This is a genomic window from Marinobacter sp. (assembly GCF_046484525.1).
Taxonomy (GTDB): Bacteria; Pseudomonadota; Gammaproteobacteria; order Pseudomonadales; family Oleiphilaceae; genus Marinobacter.
On the sequence record NZ_JAWOIS010000012.1, the window covers coordinates 1 to 17479 of the forward strand.

A 17479-nucleotide genomic window follows, 5' to 3' on the forward strand; every position below is an offset into this window, starting at 1 on the left:
ATGTGAAGAGCGATCACTGATCAAGATGAACACTTGCACGTCCATTACTAAGTAGATTAGGAGTTCTTATTTCAGATTATCCCTTTCCTACCAACGCAAACCGATATCTGAGGCTATTTATGGCATTGACTGGTCGGACGTTTTGAATCACCAATGCGAACTCTTCTTCACTGAAGTCAGGGTCGTTCGCATAGAGATCACTTAGTTCCACGCTGAATCGACTGAGGAACGTTTGTCCCAAAGCCTTCATGAATCCCTGTGATGACAGATGATTTACCCACGGAACGATCCCTACCTGTCCTATGACTGATTCGATGCTTGAGTCAAACGATACGTCTAACTTCAGTTCGATGGGATCGGATGTCACCTGCCGACGTTGTCCGAAGACAGCATGCTTCGGCTTCACGGCATGAAATGCTTCCCGGAGTCGCTGAACCACTTCAACGGTTTTTTCTTTCACTAACGGAAAGATCGTACGGGCGGCAATCGAAGGAGCGATTTCAAGAACGCGATTGTAAGCCCATGCAGACTGCGATAGCTGCCACTGATGCCAAACTGGAGGGCAAACTAGGCTATCGTCCTTATCACTGCCACGGATGAGCTGAAGGGCTTTCTGACGACTGTAGGTGTCGGTCGCACTGTAATCTTTCGCACTGGCAAGTGTACCCATGACGTTGGTCTCAATCGCCCGGACTTTTTCTACCAGTCGCGGATATTCGTTCCGGTGATCCGCAATGAAACTGAACACTCCGCCGAGGGAAAGATATTCAACCGCCTTCAGTAGTTCGCGATTCGAATCGTAACCTGAACCTTTCAGGTCCTTGATAAAGATGAAGCGCAGTCCACGACGGAGAGACTTCGCCATCCCTGTCACATTCCCGGCGACATGTGGATACCTTTCCGTGACCAATACCAACCAAGCAACGGCGAGGTACGAAGGTACGAACGCAAAGTCGACAGCTGCATCACTAGGCATGGCGGTGTCTTCTGGAATAGCCCAGGAGCCGTGACCGAAGTGGAGTTTCGGGTTGTCCCTTTGATTCTCGACCAGGTATCGCGTGAACGCTTCGATTTGGGCATCCGTCGGGGAATGTCTCGTGTTCCTGGCACAACGAAGCAGGGTCAGCCGTTGATGGAAGCCTTTGACCGCAGCCTGATAGCTTGTGAGGTCATAATCCATTAACGGCAAGGGGCGAATGGGGGTGTCCCACGAAAACTCGCCCAAAGGGCGCTTAGGTACAAGATGGTGAACCTGGTCGGATGACAGATTCTCGAAATCCAGTTCTTCGGTGATGAAGATCATGCTCGTCTCCTATTTGAAATTAAGAATACAGTTGCATTAATCGGTTGGCAATACTGTATCAATAACGTTGATTAATAGGAGGAACAAGATCAGGATCATTGGGGGTCTATGGAGATCACGTCTTTGAGAGAGTGAATTCTTAATTAAGAATACAGTATCCTCTACGCATCCAACGACGATGTGAGACGGCTATGGATGTACAAATCAAACTGATCGCATTGACGATGAGTCATGCTCAGCTGCACGTGCTACTACCGAAAGACTCTGGGGGATTGCCCTCGTCACAAGTGACTAGTGGCGATCCTGATAAGGTTGCATGCACCATTGCAACTGAGCTTTCAGGGTTATCTGAAGGAGTGCAGCGTCACGGTTTTCTCTCGCCAGCCGAGACCAATACAGACAGTCTAACGCTGATTTACACCCAGCTGCTGACGGAGGAAAGGCTTCAAGGTGAGCCGGCTGAACGCATAAACCGGGTATCCGTCACCGAAGCTGGCGAGACACTGAGCCCTGCTCATAACCGAATAGTGATCGACGTTGTCAAAGACCTTAAGAACGACCTTGACCAAGTGATGCAATCCAGACTGAACAAGCGTGGATTGATCCATTTGTTGGGGTTGTTACCGGACATCTTCGATCATAAGGAGCTTGCAGCCGCCTATTACGCGCTCACTGGTGAGAAGCCTTCTAGCCCCCTTATGCTTGCGAGGATGATGTTGGACCGGTACACCATGGGTAGCGGTGATCGGCAACGGGAAGTTAAAGGTCGTGGCTTGATCGAGGAATATGAATCCGAGGCACCGGACCTTTTGGGAGAAAAGTGGGAGAAGAACAAAGACCTTTATCGAACCGGTGGTCCCAAGGCTAAGCGCCTGTATAAAAAAAGAAACACTTTCTCGAATTACATTTAGGGGATCGACATTGCTGCTCTGACAGCTGATCACTACACTCGATAAATTATCAAGCTAAGGGGAGCATAGCGCCCTTCCAATCAGACCTCTGACAACCGTCAATGGATTGATCGGGACATATGTCGCCTCCCCGTGTTCATCGAAGTATATGGAACCCATTGAATGAGCCACAACATCACCCTTCAGCAACTTGAATCCTTCCTGTGGGAAGCCGCCGATATCCTGCGCGGTAACATGGACGCATCCGAATACAAGGACTATATCTTCGGAATGATGTTCCTGAAACGCTTGTCCGATGCCTTTGAAGAAGCACAGGAGGGCGTTGTCCGGTACTACATGGACAAGGGCAAGACCGAAGCACAAGCCCGCGAGCTGGCGGACGACGAAGACGAATACGACAAGACTTTTTATATACCGCCCGTTGCCCGCTGGGGCGCAATCAAAGACCTGAAGCACGACATTGGCTCTGAACTGAACACTGCTACCGAAGCCATTGAAGAGTTCAACCCCGTTCTGGAAGGGGTGCTGGTTTCCATCGACTTCAACATCAAAAACAAGCTGTCTGACAAAAAGTTGCGCGACCTACTCAGCCACTTCAGCCGCTACCGTCTGCGCAACGAAGACTTCGAGCGCCCTGACCTGCTGGGTACTGCATACGAATACCTGATCAAGATGTTCGCGGACAGCGCCGGAAAGAAAGGCGGTGAATTCTATACCCCGTCTGAAGTGGTGCAGCTGCTGGTTGCCCTGCTGAAGCCCCATGCCGGGATGCGTATATACGACCCCACCGCTGGTTCTGGCGGCATGTTGGTACAGACCCGGAACTATCTGGCTACCCACGGTGAAAACCCGTCCAACCTGTCCCTGTTTGGTCAGGAGATGAACCTGAACACCTGGGCAATCTGCAAGATGAACATGTTCCTGCACGGGGTCTACAGCGCGGATATTCGCAAGGGCGATACGCTCGGTGATCCGCAGCACACCCAAGCCGGCGAACTGATGACCTTTGACCGGGTGATCGCCAACCCGCCCTTCAGCCTTAAGAAATGGGGCAAGGAAGAAGCGGACAGTGATTCCTACGGTCGCTTCCCTTATGGAACCCCACCCAAGGATTCCGGTGACCTGGCATTCGTCCAGCACATGATCGCCAGCCTGAACAATGAAGGCATGATGGGCGTAGTTATGCCTCATGGTGTACTTTTCCGGGGTTCCAGCGAGAAAGCCATTCGTCAGGGCATCCTGAACGATGACCTGCTGGAAGCCGTGGTGGGATTACCGGCTGCCCTGTTCTACGGCACCGGCATTCCCGCATGTCTGTTGATCATCAACAAGAACAAACCGGCAGAGCGCAAGGGCAAGGTGCTGTTCATCAACAGCGAACTGGAATACGAAGAAGGCAAGAATCAGAACAAACTCCGCCAGCAGGACATTGAAAAGATCGTCCAGACCTTCGACGACTTCGCTGAAATCAAACGCTATTCAAAAGTCGTCACCCTCGCTGAAATCGCCGAAAACGATTACAACCTGAATATCCGCCGCTACGCCGACACCAGCCCGCCCCCGGAAATCTTCGACGTACGCGCCATCCTGCACGGGGGCATTCCGGTTCGGGAAGTGGAAAGCGAGTACATCCAGGAAGAAATTCTGGAAGACTTCGATGTGTCCTCAGTGTTTGTGAAGCGGGATGCCGATTACTACGACTTCAAGCCAGAGATCGACACCAAAGAAGCCATTCGGGAAGCCGTGGGTGATGTGGATGCCAAAGTGATTACTCAGTTGGAAAGTTGGTGGGACAAGTACCGGGTATCGTTGAATGAACTGGATGCGCAGGTGGTTGAAGCTGAGAACGTGATGAAGGGATATTTGAAGGAGCTGGGATATGAGTAACACTGTTCCTGTTGGATGGAGGTTACAGTCACTGGCGGATGTGGCGACGTTCGTCATGGGGCAGGCTCCAGCCGGAGCTGATTGTAATAAGGAAGGAACGGGAATCCCATTTGTAAAGGCGGGAGAGTTTACAGCTAGGTACCCCGTTATCCGCGAATGGACTACCGCGCCTCACAAATTAGCGAAGTCAGGCGATGTCCTCATTTGCGTCGTTGGAGCAACAGCCGGCAAATTGAATCTGGGCATTGACTGTGCCATCGGTCGAAGTGTGGCAGCTATTCGCCCTGAAAAAACGTCGACTCTGTACTTGTACAACTTCATGCAACAGCATGTTGAACGATTGAGAATGGGGTCTTCTGGATCAGCTCAGGGTGTTATCACTACAGAGCACCTGAAGAATATACTGGCTCCCTTCCCCCCACTCCCCGAACAACAAAAAATCGCAGCCATCCTGTCATCCGTCGATGACGTGATCGAAAAAACACGCGCACAGATCGACAAGCTGAAAGACCTGAAAACCGGCATGATGCAGGAGTTGTTGACCAAAGGGATTGGGCATACGGAGTTCAAGGATTCGCCGGTGGGGCGGATACCTGCGTCATGGGCTGTTAAAATGATTGGGGACCTAGGTTCCGTGGTGACTGGGAGCACCCCCAAAACAGCTAGTCGTGAATATTACGGAGGGAGCATCCCCTTTATTTCGCCATCCGATATAAATCATTCAATGTATATTCAGGACACAGTCAACAGCTTAACTGAAGCTGGTCTGAAAGAGACAAGGGAACTGCCGCCAAGAACAGTGTGCGTGGTTTGCATTGGCTCCACAATTGGAAAAACAGGGATTACAACGTTCAGGTGTGCAACCAACCAACAAGTGAACGCAGTGATTTGCCGGGGGACTCATCCGGAATTCGTCTACTACTTGTTAACCTATTATTCAAAAGTCATCAAAGCTGAGGCAGGCACCCAAGCAGTCCCTATCATCAACAAATCTTCGTTCAGTGCTCTTCCAGTTCAATTGCCCGGATATGATGAGCAGGTCGAAATTGGGAACTCTCTTGCTAGCATTGACAGTCAAACTTCACTCTTGGAGCGTAAGTTACAAAGTGCGAACTCCCTCAAAAAAGCCCTCATGCAAGACCTACTGACTGGCAAGGTCAGAGTCAAAGTCGATCAAAAGGAGTCAGCGGTTGCCTAACCCGGCACCTGCCCCGATATGTTTCAGGATGAAGTCGAAAAAGTCGAATTGCCCGCCATTGAGCAACTGACTCGTCTTGGCTGGACCTACGTACCCGGTGCAGACCTCGCGCCGCTATTGCCCGTAGATGGCGCACCGGTTGGTGAAAGGGGCTACTACCGAGATGTAGTGCTATCCAAACGTCTGGAAGCTGCCGTGGTTCGATTGAATCCATGGATCAGTGACGAGAACCTTCGCAGAGTGGTCCGGGAGTTCACCCACCCGAATCACGCGGGTTTGATGGAATACAACCAGTTCATCTATGACCTGCTGGTAAACTACCTGTCGGTCGACCAGGACCTGGGTGCCGGTCGCAAGGGGCAGACCGTCAAGGTCATCGACTTCGATAACCCTGAAAACAACGAATTCCTGTGCACCAACCAGTTCAAGGTTGAAGGCATCAACCAGAACATCATCCCGGATATTGTCTGCTTCGTGAACGGCTTGCCGCTGGCTGTGATTGAGTGCAAATCGCCGTATATTGCGGACGCGGTAGCCGAAGGCATTAACCAGTTGCGCCGCTACGCCAACCTGCGCAACCCGGAAGACGACGAAGGTGCCCAGAAACTGTTCTGGTACAACCAACTGATGGTTTCTACCTGCCGGGATCAGGCGAAGGTAGGCACGATCAGTTCCAGTGCCCAGCATTACGGGGACTGGAAGGATGCTTACCCGTTCACGGATGCGGATATTCAGGCGCTGGTGCAACAGCCCGCCTTCATCTCTACAGGCTCGACAGCATCCAGCCACAAGACCGGAGACGTGCCTTCACCAGAGTATCTCGTTGCCGCTAAAAAAGTCGCGTCAGGTGCCGGGACCGGTTCGGGTGAAGTCACTCCGCAACAGCGACTGCTTGCCGGACTATTCAACCCCGCCAGTTTTCTGGACGTGATGCAGAACTTCACCCTGTTTGAACCGGTGGACGGTCGCCTGATCAAGAAGGTGGCGCGGTATCAGCAATACCGGGCAGTGAACAAGGTCATAGAACGTCTCAAGAACGGCACCACGCGCAAGGAAAAGTCCGGGGTAGTCTGGCATACCCAAGGGTCCGGAAAATCCCTGACGATGGTCATGCTGGCTGTGAAGATGCGCCGCGACCCGGAGCTGAAGCAGTACAAACTGGTGTTCGTCACCGATCGTACCCAGCTGGACGGGCAACTATCGAAAACCTTCCGGGATGCCCAGAATGAAACGATCTATAACGCCGGATCGGTGGCGGAACTGAAGGAACTGCTTTCCAAGGATTCTTCTGACATTGTGACCGCCATGGTGCAGAAGTTTCAGGAAGCAGAACAGGAAGGTGACTTTACCGACCTGAACCCCAGCGAAAAGATCATTGTGCTGGCGGACGAAGCCCACCGCACCCAGTTTGGCGGGCTGGCAATGACCATCAATGCCGCCCTGCCCAACGCCCCGAAGATCGGCTTTACCGGTACGCCCCTGCTGAAATCCCAGAAGATGGACAAAGCCTTCGGCGGCTACATCGACAAGTACAAGATCAACGAAGCGGTGGAAGACGGTGCCACCGTGCGCATCATCTACGAAGGTCGCCAGGTTCAGAGCGATGTGGTGGGTGATTCCCTGGACGCGCTGTTTGAAGAATATTTCAAAGACAAAAGCGACGACGAAAAGCGGGAAATCAAAAAGAAGTACGGTGTGGAGCGCGCAGTACGGGAAGCCCCTGCCCGCATCCGCTGGGTGTGTATCGACCTGCTCAAGCATTACCGGGAAAAGATTCAGCCCAACGGCTTCAAAGCCATGATCGTGGTGGGCAGCCGCCATGCTGCCACGGTGTTCAAGAAGACCCTGGACGACTTGGAAGCGCCCCCTTCCGAAGTGATCATTTCTGGCACTCACAACGACCCGGCATACCTGAGCCAATACACCGACAGCGCCCACCAGAAACAGGTGATCAGGAACTTCACCAAGCCACTGGGTACGGATAAAGAGAAGGAAGACCCCACCAGCTTTCTGATCGTGAAGGATATGCTGCTGACCGGTTTCGATGCCCCCATTGCACAGGTGATGTATATCGACCGAAGCCTGAAGGATCACACCTTGATGCAGGCAATCGCACGGGTGAACCGGACCTACAAAGGCAAAGCCTGCGGTTACGTGGTGGATTACTACGGCTTATCAGACTACCTAACCGATGCCCTGAAAGATTTCAGCAGCGAAGACGTGGAAGGCACCTACTACACGCTCAAAGATGAAATACCGCGCCTGAAAGCGGCTCACACCCGTGTGGCTGCCATCTTTTCCGGGGTGAAAGGCACTGATGTAGATGACTATGTGCTTCACCTGAAGGATGAAGACACCCGCCAGCAGTTCGAACTGGCGTTCAAGAAGTTCGCCAAGCAGATGGATGTGATTCTGCCGGATACCGCTGCCAAGCCGTTCATTCCGGACCTGAAGCTGTGGGGTAAAGTGCAGAATGCTGCACGCAACCGCTACCGTGATCCGGGGTTGAACATTAGCGATGCCGGGGCAAAAGTTCGACAGCTGGTCGATGAACACATCATCAGCACCGGGGTAGACCCGAAAATTCCGCCCGTGGACCTGATGGCAGCGAACTTCAAGGAGACGGTGGAGCAGATCAAATCCCCCGAATCCCGCGCATCCGAAATCGAAAGCGCCATCAAGCACCACATTACCGTGAATCTGGATGATGACCCGGAATACTACAAATCCCTGAGCCTTCGCCTGCGGGATATAATCGAAAAGACGGCGGGCAAGTGGGACCAGCAACTGGAACTGCTGCTTCAGATGGTCGATAGCATGGAGTCTGAACACAAACAGGCTGCGGATGATCTGGGGCTGAGTGAAACGGAATTCGCGTTCTACAACATCCTGATGGCGGAAGTAACCAGCCATGCCGGTGAAGATGCCATCAGCGAAGCCGTACACGACGAAATCAAGGCAACCAGCCAGGACCTTGTGGGCATGTTCGACGAAGCCACCCAGATTGTGGACTTTTTCAGCAAACCGGACGAAGTGAAGCGGATGAAGAAGGAGATCAAACGGGCGGTTCTGGACTGCTCCTTCGGTGAAAAAGCCCTGGTTAACGTGGTTCAGGACCGATTCATGGAACTGGCACAGAACAAGTTCAAATGATGGCAGCGCAGAAACCACTTTCACGGCACCCCATGCTCAATAAATCCGAGTACCGGGACGGACACGGCTTCATCGCCGAAGTCATCCGAACCAACCGCCGGAAGTCTGCGGATATTCGTGTAGAAGATGGTGCCGTTTCTGTGGTGGTGCCGGTTAATACCACCGATGAAAAGATTGACCAACTGCTGGCCGCTAAACGTCGCTGGATCAAAGAAAAAATCACCCTGCACCAGGAAATAACACCCGCCAGCAGCAAACGCTATGTGTCCGGCGAAGCCTTCAGCTACCTGGGGCGCAACTACCGGCTCAAAGTGGAAACGGGTAACTTCGCGCCGGTGAAGCTGTTAAATGGACGCTTGGTGGTGACCGTACCCAGTAGAACCGAACAACCACACATGGTGCGCAATGCCCTTGTGCGTTGGTACAAGCATCAGGCAGGACAGAAGCTGACCGAGAAAGTGAAACGCTTCGCGCCGGTGGTAGGGGTAGAACCTGCCGGCGTGGGAATCCGCACCTTCAAATCCCGCTGGGGGAGCTGTACCGCCAAGGGCAAGCTGGAATTCAACTGGCAAATCATGATGGCACCTAACCGGATGGTTGATTACGTGGTGATTCACGAACTCTGCCACCTGATCCGCCATGACCATTCCCCGGAGTTCTGGCAGGAAATGGCGCGGGTGATGCCGGAGTATCAGCGGTGTCGGGAATGGTTGCGGGAGAATGCATTGAAACTGATAGCTTGAATCAAAACGAAAGCTAGCATTGGGAACTAATAGACTATTACCTCTGTGCAGTGCACTTTTCCACGATAACGAATATTTGCTGTATTGATTGAGCTGTCCAAAATGTCAAAACCGCGAAGAAAGCAAAAGAGCCCCAAAAAGCCAAAGCCCCTATCAAGCCTGACTCCCGAGAAGCGTCGCAAGATCGAAGAGAGCCTTGCAAGACAGAACCGATCAGCCCGGTCCGCGCCTACTTCATCTTTAAAACCAACGTTCGATCTACCGTCCATCAGAAAAGAGAGAAAGACTTACGGGGATTCAAGCATTCCTGATGAGTTGCCTGTCGGAGAAGAGACAGACGGATTTGATCTGAACGCGGCTCTGTGGGTGTATGAAGCTTCCGATTTTGACGAGCTATCTATTGAGGATGTCAGAACAATTTGGGAGAACAGGTCTTCGTTGTGTGGCTCTGCAGAGGCGGCCGCTGAAGCCTTGGCATTGCTTGAAGTTGATGCAGGTGTAGTGCCTTCTTATCAAGGCTGGCAGAAGTATGTTTCGCATCCTGAAATTACCCCTTTTATTCAAACGGGTATGCAGGAAATCCGTAGCCAGGATGAACTGAACAGTAAGAGTGCATTCCTGTGGAAACTGTCAGCACTCAAACCGAACAAATCGTCCAGCCCGAAAGCACCGGTCCCACTAACAGATCTAAGCTTTGACGAGCTTAAAGAGTTATGGTCTGAACGAGAGGAGGCATTTGATTTCATTGAGGAGGCTGCTGAAGTATTTGCCCTGCTTCGACATAGATCGGGAATAGACCCCGAGCTTCAACCAGCAGCTCGATTTATCAACCACCCTATTATTCAAGAACTCTCTGATTTGTTGCCTGAAAGAGGTTCCGCTGATTTCTCCGCATTACCCATCGAGGAAAGGGAAGGCAAGTCTCAAATTAAGGTTGCTCAGGAAGCTGATATCTCCTTCTTCGAAACTGACAAGCGTCAGAAAGTACAAAGGGAATCAGTGCTTCGAGACGGACAGGCATCCTTCAGAAAACAAATTCTTGAAATCTATAACGGCGAATGCTGTGTTACTGGATGTAGGGAAGTCTCTGTGCTTGAGGCTGCCCACATAGTCCCGTACATGGGGAACCATTCCAACACGCCAGATAACGGCTTGTGTCTGAGGGTCGACATCCACCGGCTCTTCGACCGTTACCTGCTTTCAGTTAATCCAGAATCATTGGTCCTAGAGATTGCGCCGAGTCTGATGGCTGACTCACACTATAGCCGTCTAAACGGGACTGAATTGAGGTCAGGCTCTGTGAGTCCTCGTCGGGAGTTTTTGGAAAAACATTACCTCAGTTTTACGAAGGCAAATTCATAGAACCATTTTGTTTAAGTTAAGGGGGACGCTCGAATCGAGGCGAGTTTAGAAAACAGGTACAAGGGAGCCTTGCTTGGGCTTGCCGTCGGTGACGCCGTCGGTACGACCCTAGAGTTTTCTCAACCGGGGGAGTTCGAGCCTATTTCCGAAATGAACGGTGGTGGTCCGTTCAAATTAAAGCCGGGAGAGTGGACTGACGATACGTCCATGGCGCTGTGTCTCGCTGAGAGCATTTTAGAGACTGGTGGTTTTGATCCGCAGGATCAGATGAACCGTTACGTCCGATGGCGGGATGAGGGCTATCTGAGTTCGACAGGTAAGTGCTTCGATATTGGCGTTGCGACTTCCAGAGCATTAGACACCTTCAAAACATGGGGCGAACCATACGCTGGCTCGATCGACCCGAAAACAGCCGGTAACGGTTCTCTGATGCGTCTGGTGCCCATACCAATGCGCTGGAGGACTGATCTGATCCAGACTGCTCATTACGCCGCCTTGAGCTCCAAAACAACTCACGCGGCGCCTGAAGCGGTCGATTCGTGCCGCTTCTATGCAGTATTGATTGCACTTGCGCTGAACGGTGCCAGCAAGAAACAAGTGCTGACGACAAATCCGGATAGGCTGGAGGTTTTTGAGAGCAGCCCACTTTCTCCGGCAATTGCTGAAGTCGCCGCAGGCTCTTATCGAAAACGAAAACCTTCCGAATTTCGGGGCAGTGGGTATGTCGTCCACACTCTGGAAGCTGCGCTATGGGCATTGGCAACTACCGACGACTTTCGATCCGGGTTGCTAAAGGTCGTGAATCTCGGAGAGGATGCGGATACTACTGGTGCAGTATATGGCCAACTAGCCGGTGCGATTTATGGAATGGAAGGAATACCATCTGAGTGGAACGAAACACTGGCACTGAGAGATCAGATCGAAAACTTTGCTACAGGGTTAAAAGGCGTTGCATCGTAGCACCGCAAGTCGCTCCCACTGTCAGGTCGAACTCATACCGGATGCGCTCCCCTCGTAGTTGTGCAGCACCCGGGAGATTGTTGAACGGGAGGCTCCAGTGGCCTTAGTAACCTGCGACCAGCTCATGCCTCTCTTGATCATGTCGACAATCAGCATGTGCCGTTCTTTATCTGCAGGACGCCCACGGTACCTGCCCTGAGCTTTTGCTTTAGCGATACCCTCCGCTTGTCGCCTCCTTCGGTCGGCATAGTCTTTCCGAGCGATCGCAGCCAACATATCGAGCATCATGTTGTTCAACGCATCCATCATTCGGGAAGTCAGTTCATCGCCCTGCTCCATCATCATCCACGATGTGGGAAGGTCGAGTGCGACCACCCTGACCCCTTTATCAGTGATGGACCTTTTAAGTCTCCCCCAGTCGCCAGCGTTCAAGCGACTGAGACGATCAACTTGCTCGACCAAGACTACATCTCCATGAGAACAGTCGCCGAGTAGGCGGAACAACTCAGGTCGGTTCAAGCTAGCTCCCGATTCGTTTTCCAAATACCAAGCAGCAATCACTAAACCCCGTTCTGTCGCGAACTGCTGTATCTGATCCCTAGCTCTGTTCGCATCCTGTTCTTTGGTTGACGCGCGTAAATATGCTCTGACGTGCATTGAGACCCTCGGTTCGTTTTAGATGGTTCCATATTATCGGTTCGGTTTAAATTAGGCAATCCAATTATCGAACCAACCATGAGGAGACAACCTGCCAGTTCTGCAAAGGTATACTCAAATGAACCCTGTTTGCCTTTCGTGTTTCATTGCTACGCAAACAACGGCATCGACGCAGGACTTAAAAGTTTCATCAATTACGCCTACAGGAAAGCAGTCCAGCCCATAGCTTCTTCAAATTCGACCTTAAGCATTTGATATCACGCATTCTTTGGGGTAGCCTCCGAAGTGGCTTATGGGCAGATTTTGGATCGCGGATCGCGATCAGTGGAAAAAATGTCCCAGTACATTGCCCTTAAGATTGCGTCTCGTAATGCTGCAGTCTCCCCCAGGGTGCGTAGGAGTGCCCATAAGCCACTCTCTTTCCCCATCTTTGAGCAGGCTGAACTGTGAGCAAGCTTACAACCTTAAAATCAATAACCACTAAGAAAGAACTTGCAGATTTATTGGAAATAAAACGATCGAATTTGACTTATACTCTGTATGTTCTAAAGCCCAGCACTCAGTATTTTCAGTTCCAAATCCCCAAAAAAAACGGTGGCTTCAGAACAATCGATGCGCCAGCCAAAAGACTCAAAGATATACAGTCTAAGCTATCAGACCTTTTTTTAGACTGCATTGACGAAATAAACAAAGGCAAAGAGAAAAACCAGCACAACGCAAAGCATGGCATCCACCCCTACCCAATGCTTTCCCATGGTTTCTCAAGAAAAAAGTCGATCATCACAAATGCCTTGATGCACGTTAACAATAAAAATGTACTTAACTTAGACTTAGATGACTTTTTCGATAGCTTCAACTTTGGACGCGTCAGAGGTTTCTTCATAAAAAATAGAAATTTTGAGCTTCACCCAGATATCGCTACAGTGATTGCTCAGATAGCATGCTATAACAACAAACTTCCGCAAGGCAGTCCATGCTCACCGGTTATAACAAATTTGATTACCCACTCGCTTGACATAAAACTTGCGAGTTTGGCAAGAAGATACTCATGCACTTACTCTAGGTACGCAGACGACATCACTTTCTCTACAAGAGAAGAAGTTTTTCCGCACCAGTTGATGGCTGAAGATAACGGGAAATACACTCCTGGGAAACGACTTAGACGAGAAATAGAGAGTTCGGGATTCACGATAAACTCAAAGAAAACCAGAATTCAATACAAAGACTCAAGACAAGATGTTACCGGCTTGATTGTTAACAAAAAGCCTAACATTAAAAAAGAATACTGGCGCACTGCGAAGTCTCAATGCCATTCCCTTTTTAGAACCGGAACATTCTACAAACATACAGACCAAGGCATGGCGATCGGAAACATCAATGAACTGGAAGGCCAGTTAAACTTCATTGATCAAGTTGACTTTTTCAATCGACTTCGCCAAAAACCACCACTAAACCCTCTTTACAAGTTAGAGAACCATAGAAAAAATACCAGCAACCTTCTAACCGGCAGAGAAAAAACTTTCAGCCGATTCTTGTTTTATAGGTACTTCTATGGAAATAGTAAACCAACCATTTTGTGCGAAGGAAAAACTGACAATGTATACCTGAAAAGCGCGATTAATGTTCTTCAAGATCATTATCCCAGGTTAGCAAAAAGCAAATCTAAACACGGCGAATATAAACCCATAGTTCACTTCTTCAACTATTCAAAGAGAACGCGATTCTTGCTGGAACTATTTGGAGGCGCAGACTACTTAAAAGGATTTGTTGAAAACTTCCAAAAAAACTACTCTTTCTATAAGGCTCCGAAACCTAAAAACCCTGTCATACTGCTGCTCGATAATGACTCGGGGTCTAATGGAATAATAAACCTTATTAAAGGTCTTCGCACCACTACAATTCATCCAAGCACTACCAAGAAAGATGATATAAAAAATGCTGACTTTATTCATATAATGCACAATCTTTATCTTGTCTTAACACCACTGAACGGATCATCTGATACGGCAATCGAAGACCTTTTTGACGCGACGACAAAGAGTATTAAGGTCGGCGGAAAATCCTTCAATCCAGGAAAGCCTGACACCTCCAAAGAATATGGTAAAGAAATCTTCGCGAACAGAGTTGTTAAAGAAAAGAAAAGCTCAATCAATTTTGATGGTTTTAAACCTTTATTGAATCGAATTTCCGCAGTCATCGAGCATTACTCTAAGCACACTTAGTTCGAAACTTACTCAGAAGCGCAGAGGGCGAAAGGGGAGCCTTCCCTGAAATCATAGACCAACGTGTCTCCCGAGAGTCGATTGAGAATAGCAGTTTACTCGTATTGAGTTCACGCCAACGGGCGGGTGTCGAACTCAAACATGAAACCCAAAACGAACATAACCAATCAAAAGAAGCCCATGAGCCATTCTGGTTTACACCATCCCCAATAGTTGACAGACCGGGAACTAGTTGACAGATTCCATTTTTTGCATCAAAATCCTGCTGATTGATCATTGATGGAGTGGACCGGCATGCTGCAACCCTTCGAAATCAACGAAAAGCTGACCAATGAACGAATTGATACCGTTGGTCAGTTGCTTGTTGAGGCTCACAACGAAGTGATTGATAAAGAGGAAATATACGACAACGGCTGGAGCACTGGCTGCAGGTCTTATGCCTGGAGAAGCTCCAAAGTCAGCCAAGCCGTTGATAGTGGAGAATTTCCTTGGCTTTCAATCATCGACGGCTCTTTGCGGTTCATTTTTTCAATAGGCGGTACCCCGGTGAGTATGTTTCGGGGCAATACCGACAAACCAAAGCAAAACATCCTATCCCGAGCCACCTCTTATCCTGAGCTTCGACAATTTGGGCTTTTTACCGAACTAGAGGATATACCCAATGTGGTTTGGTCCTATGCCATGGAGACAGGTCCGGGCGGAGAAGTATTGTCTCTGCAGTTTGTTGGATTAACAGACTTCGGAGAAGTGATAGCTCAGCGAGATGTCCCTGTGGACGAAATGCTCACACCGTTGAGCAGCATTTATGATGAAGAGTACAAACCAGTTTCCCTACCTGCTGCCTCCGTCTCGATTAGGCAAACTCCGAGACCGAAGACCGGAAATGATGAAGAGACAGAGGAAAATCGCATGGCAGGGAATGATGATTCGGGAAGGTAATGACTGATGAACACTCCTGAATTTTTCGGAGATAGTCTAAGAATTGCCCGGCTCACGTCGGGCATTTCTTTGCAGGAGCTTGGGGAACGCGTAGGAACGACGCGGCAGTATCTGAGCCAACTCGAAACAGCTGATAAAAAACCATCGGCTGATCTTTTGGATGCCCTCAGTTTCGAGCTGGGCGTTACCCCTGGCTTTTTCAGTCGAGCGATAGGCAACACCGTCAAAGATGAGGAGTGTCACTTCAGGAAGCTGTCTTCCGTTCCGATGTATTCAGTTCGTGAATGTACCGCACGTATTACCTTGGTTCACAAAATCGTTGACGCACTTGGCCAACATCTTGAGCTGCCTCAAGTGAACTTCCCTGATTTTGGACCAATTGAAACTAGTCTGGATGCTGCAATTGCCGCGAAGAGGTGCAGAGAATACTGGGGACTTGGTAAAGGACCAATCGAGAGTGTTGCAAGGGTGATCGAACACGCAGGGGGCGTCATTACGTCTTTAGGTGATATCTCCGAGAAAGTCGATGCGTTATCTGTCCACCGTGAACGACCAATTATTGTGATCAATAGCAAAAAGAATTCACCGAGGTTGCGTTTCGACCTTGCTCACGAGCTTGGTCATATGGTGATGCACAAAGGCGTTGAATCGGGATGCCGAGACACAGAATCCCAGGCAGATCAGTTTGCAAGCTATTTCCTTTTCCCTCAGGAAGCTTTGCTAACCAGTTACCGGCCCAGCAGCCGCATTAGCTGGCAATCTATCAAACAGATCAAGGTCAAATGGGGCATCAGTATGAGGGCTACTGTCTTTCGACTTCGGCAAGCCAACTTGATCACGCCCAGCCAATACAGGACCGCTAATATTACGCTGAGCAAGAAAGGTTCACGGAGCGAAGAGTTTGATGACTTAGTCATTCGCGAAAAGCCAGAATTACTAAGAAATTCTTTTGAGCTTCTTGGTGAAACATTTGGCTCAAGTTTTGGCGGAATTTTTGAGCGACTGGGTATATCTCGCCAGATAATAGGCACGCTAACCGATACGAGCGATCTCTTGATGAATACCCAATGGGAGACGAACGACAATGTTGTCGCATTCCCGTCACAAGTCACTTGATGAACGCGGTGGAGACTGAGATGATGCACAACCTGCTGGTACAAAACCAGAAGAAAGGCGACCGTAAGCCATTGTTTTCACTGCCATCGTTCACCGGAAACCTGAACTCTGGGTTCAAGGGCCACATCCGATAACGGCAGCCCGGGAAGCTTTATTTTGAGCAAGTTTGTTCCTCCCCAACCGTTCGAATCCCATCCTGATAACCTGAACCGAAGCCAGCTGCGCAAACACATGCGCCAGAGGCGGCGCTCGCTGTCATTCGAAGAACAAATGCAGGCCTCGGAGTACCTGGCGCTGAATCTGCTGAAGAATCCGGACCTGCACCGTGCCCGGCATGTGGCCGTCTACCTGCCCAACGACGGTGAGATCGATCCCCATCTCTACATGGACATCGCCCGCCGCAAGGGTGTGAACTTCTATCTGCCGGTGCTGCATCCGATTCATACCGGAAAACTGGTGTTCAGCCCCTACTACGACGGGGTGGAACTGACCGCAAACCGCTTCGGTATTCCCGAACCTGCATTCAGCAAAAGCCTGCGTCGCCCGGCCTGGGCACTGGATGCGGTACTGTTTCCACTGGTGGGCTTTGATGAGAATGGCGGGCGCCTGGGCATGGGCGGAGGATTCTATGACCGGACCTTTGCCTTCAGCCGGCTGAGACCACGACTGGCCCCCAAGCTGATCGGCCTGGCCCATGATTTCCAGAAGGTGAAAGCGCTGCCGATAGAGCCCTGGGACGTGCCCCTGCACAGCGTGGTGACCGACCGGCGCTGTTACCGGTTCAGGCGGTCTTCTCCGGCCTGAAGGGCGCTGATGGTCACGTTATCCTGATAGCGGGGGTTGTCTTCCGAGGCATGGATAGAAGTAAATCCGGTTATCACAAGGCCGACAGCAAAAATCAGCACAATGGCTTTGATGATGTCAGGCTTGCCACCCATTTTTATTCTTCCCTCGAACGCGGTTGGTAAACTATTGGAAAATCAGACTTCTATTCTCGTTTCCGAGAATTAGACGAAAGACTAACACTT

Annotated in this window: 14 protein-coding genes; 11 read left to right on the top strand and 3 right to left on the bottom strand. The window is 50.3% G+C overall.

Going from position 1 to position 17479, the window contains the following annotated elements:
* Positions 1-76 precede the first annotated feature (76 nt).
* Positions 77-1303 (bottom strand): hypothetical protein, encoded by a 1227-nt coding sequence (locus R6W86_RS02245; RefSeq protein ID WP_410327771.1) that lies wholly within the window; start codon positions 1301-1303, stop codon positions 77-79.
* Between the two features lie 191 nt (positions 1304-1494).
* Here R6W86_RS02245 and R6W86_RS02250 point away from each other — a divergent pair, with 191 nt between their 5' ends.
* The 7 genes from R6W86_RS02250 to R6W86_RS02280 all read left to right on the top strand — a co-directional run bounded on the left by R6W86_RS02250 (position 1495) and on the right by R6W86_RS02280 (position 11517).
* Positions 1495-2214, top strand: coding sequence for a hypothetical protein (locus R6W86_RS02250; RefSeq protein ID WP_410327772.1), 720 nt, complete (start codon positions 1495-1497; stop codon positions 2212-2214).
* A 162-nt stretch (positions 2215-2376) separates the two neighbouring features.
* The gene (locus R6W86_RS02255) at positions 2377-4101 is read left to right on the top strand and encodes a type I restriction-modification system subunit M (RefSeq protein WP_410327773.1); all 1725 of its coding nucleotides are present in this window, start codon (positions 2377-2379) and stop codon (positions 4099-4101) included.
* Positions 4094-5299 (top strand): restriction endonuclease subunit S, encoded by a 1206-nt coding sequence (locus R6W86_RS02260; protein WP_410327774.1) that lies wholly within the window; start codon positions 4094-4096, stop codon positions 5297-5299. Before R6W86_RS02255 ends, R6W86_RS02260 begins: the two co-directional genes overlap by 8 nt.
* Before the next feature lie 18 nt (positions 5300-5317).
* The gene (locus R6W86_RS02265) at positions 5318-8452 is read left to right on the top strand and encodes a type I restriction endonuclease subunit R (protein ID WP_410327775.1); all 3135 of its coding nucleotides are present in this window, start codon (positions 5318-5320) and stop codon (positions 8450-8452) included.
* Positions 8453-8484: 32 nt separating this feature from the next.
* Entirely contained in the window at positions 8485-9195 is a 711-nt protein-coding gene (locus tag R6W86_RS02270; RefSeq protein ID WP_410327776.1) for a M48 family metallopeptidase, read from the top strand.
* Between the two features lie 84 nt (positions 9196-9279).
* Positions 9280-10557: an HNH endonuclease gene (locus tag R6W86_RS02275; RefSeq protein ID WP_410327777.1), complete on the top strand. Its 1278-nt coding sequence runs from the start codon at positions 9280-9282 to the stop codon at positions 10555-10557.
* Positions 10558-10626: 69 nt separating this feature from the next.
* On the top strand, positions 10627-11517 hold the full coding sequence (locus tag R6W86_RS02280) for an ADP-ribosylglycohydrolase family protein (RefSeq protein WP_410327778.1): 891 nt from the start codon (positions 10627-10629) through the stop codon (positions 11515-11517).
* A 21-nt stretch (positions 11518-11538) separates the two neighbouring features.
* Here R6W86_RS02280 and R6W86_RS02285 read toward each other — a convergent pair whose 3' ends face one another.
* Positions 11539-12174, bottom strand: coding sequence for a recombinase family protein (locus tag R6W86_RS02285; RefSeq protein ID WP_410327779.1), 636 nt, complete (start codon positions 12172-12174; stop codon positions 11539-11541).
* 446 nt (positions 12175-12620) lie between these two features.
* Between R6W86_RS02285 and R6W86_RS02290 the strand changes: the two genes are divergently transcribed.
* The 4 genes from R6W86_RS02290 (at position 12621) to R6W86_RS02305 (ending at position 17255) form a co-directional block, all read left to right on the top strand.
* Positions 12621-14396 carry a retron Ec67 family RNA-directed DNA polymerase/endonuclease gene (locus R6W86_RS02290; RefSeq protein WP_410327780.1) on the top strand — a complete coding sequence of 592 codons (1776 nt, stop codon included), beginning with the start codon at positions 12621-12623 and terminating at the stop codon, positions 14394-14396.
* A gap of 294 nt (positions 14397-14690) precedes the next feature.
* Entirely contained in the window at positions 14691-15335 is a 645-nt protein-coding gene (locus tag R6W86_RS02295) for a hypothetical protein (protein ID WP_410327781.1), read from the top strand.
* A gap of 6 nt (positions 15336-15341) precedes the next feature.
* The gene (locus R6W86_RS02300) at positions 15342-16451 is read left to right on the top strand and encodes a helix-turn-helix domain-containing protein (RefSeq protein WP_410327782.1); all 1110 of its coding nucleotides are present in this window, start codon (positions 15342-15344) and stop codon (positions 16449-16451) included.
* A 156-nt stretch (positions 16452-16607) separates the two neighbouring features.
* Entirely contained in the window at positions 16608-17255 is a 648-nt protein-coding gene (locus tag R6W86_RS02305) for a 5-formyltetrahydrofolate cyclo-ligase (protein WP_410327783.1), read from the top strand.
* Here the strand turns inward: R6W86_RS02305 and R6W86_RS02310 are convergent.
* Positions 17225-17389: a hypothetical protein gene (locus R6W86_RS02310; protein ID WP_410327784.1), complete on the bottom strand. Its 165-nt coding sequence runs from the start codon at positions 17387-17389 to the stop codon at positions 17225-17227. The two genes, R6W86_RS02305 and R6W86_RS02310, sit on opposite strands and share 31 nt — an antisense overlap.
* Between the last annotated feature and the right edge of the window lie 90 nt (positions 17390-17479).

Coding starts and splice junctions, on each gene's coding strand:
- R6W86_RS02250 (WP_410327772.1), top strand. CDS start 1,495: ATGGATGTACAAATCAAACTGATCGCATTGACGATGAGTCATGCTCAG.
- R6W86_RS02285 (WP_410327779.1), bottom strand. CDS start 12,174: ATGCACGTCAGAGCATATTTACGCGCGTCAACCAAAGAACAGGATGCG.
- R6W86_RS02245 (WP_410327771.1), bottom strand. CDS start 1,303: ATGATCTTCATCACCGAAGAACTGGATTTCGAGAATCTGTCATCCGAC.
- R6W86_RS02270 (WP_410327776.1), top strand. CDS start 8,485: ATGCTCAATAAATCCGAGTACCGGGACGGACACGGCTTCATCGCCGAA.
- R6W86_RS02265 (WP_410327775.1), top strand. CDS start 5,318: ATGTTTCAGGATGAAGTCGAAAAAGTCGAATTGCCCGCCATTGAGCAA.
- R6W86_RS02295 (WP_410327781.1), top strand. CDS start 14,691: ATGCTGCAACCCTTCGAAATCAACGAAAAGCTGACCAATGAACGAATT.
- R6W86_RS02300 (WP_410327782.1), top strand. CDS start 15,342: ATGAACACTCCTGAATTTTTCGGAGATAGTCTAAGAATTGCCCGGCTC.
- R6W86_RS02255 (WP_410327773.1), top strand. CDS start 2,377: ATGAGCCACAACATCACCCTTCAGCAACTTGAATCCTTCCTGTGGGAA.
- R6W86_RS02310 (WP_410327784.1), bottom strand. CDS start 17,389: ATGGGTGGCAAGCCTGACATCATCAAAGCCATTGTGCTGATTTTTGCT.
- R6W86_RS02260 (WP_410327774.1), top strand. CDS start 4,094: ATGAGTAACACTGTTCCTGTTGGATGGAGGTTACAGTCACTGGCGGAT.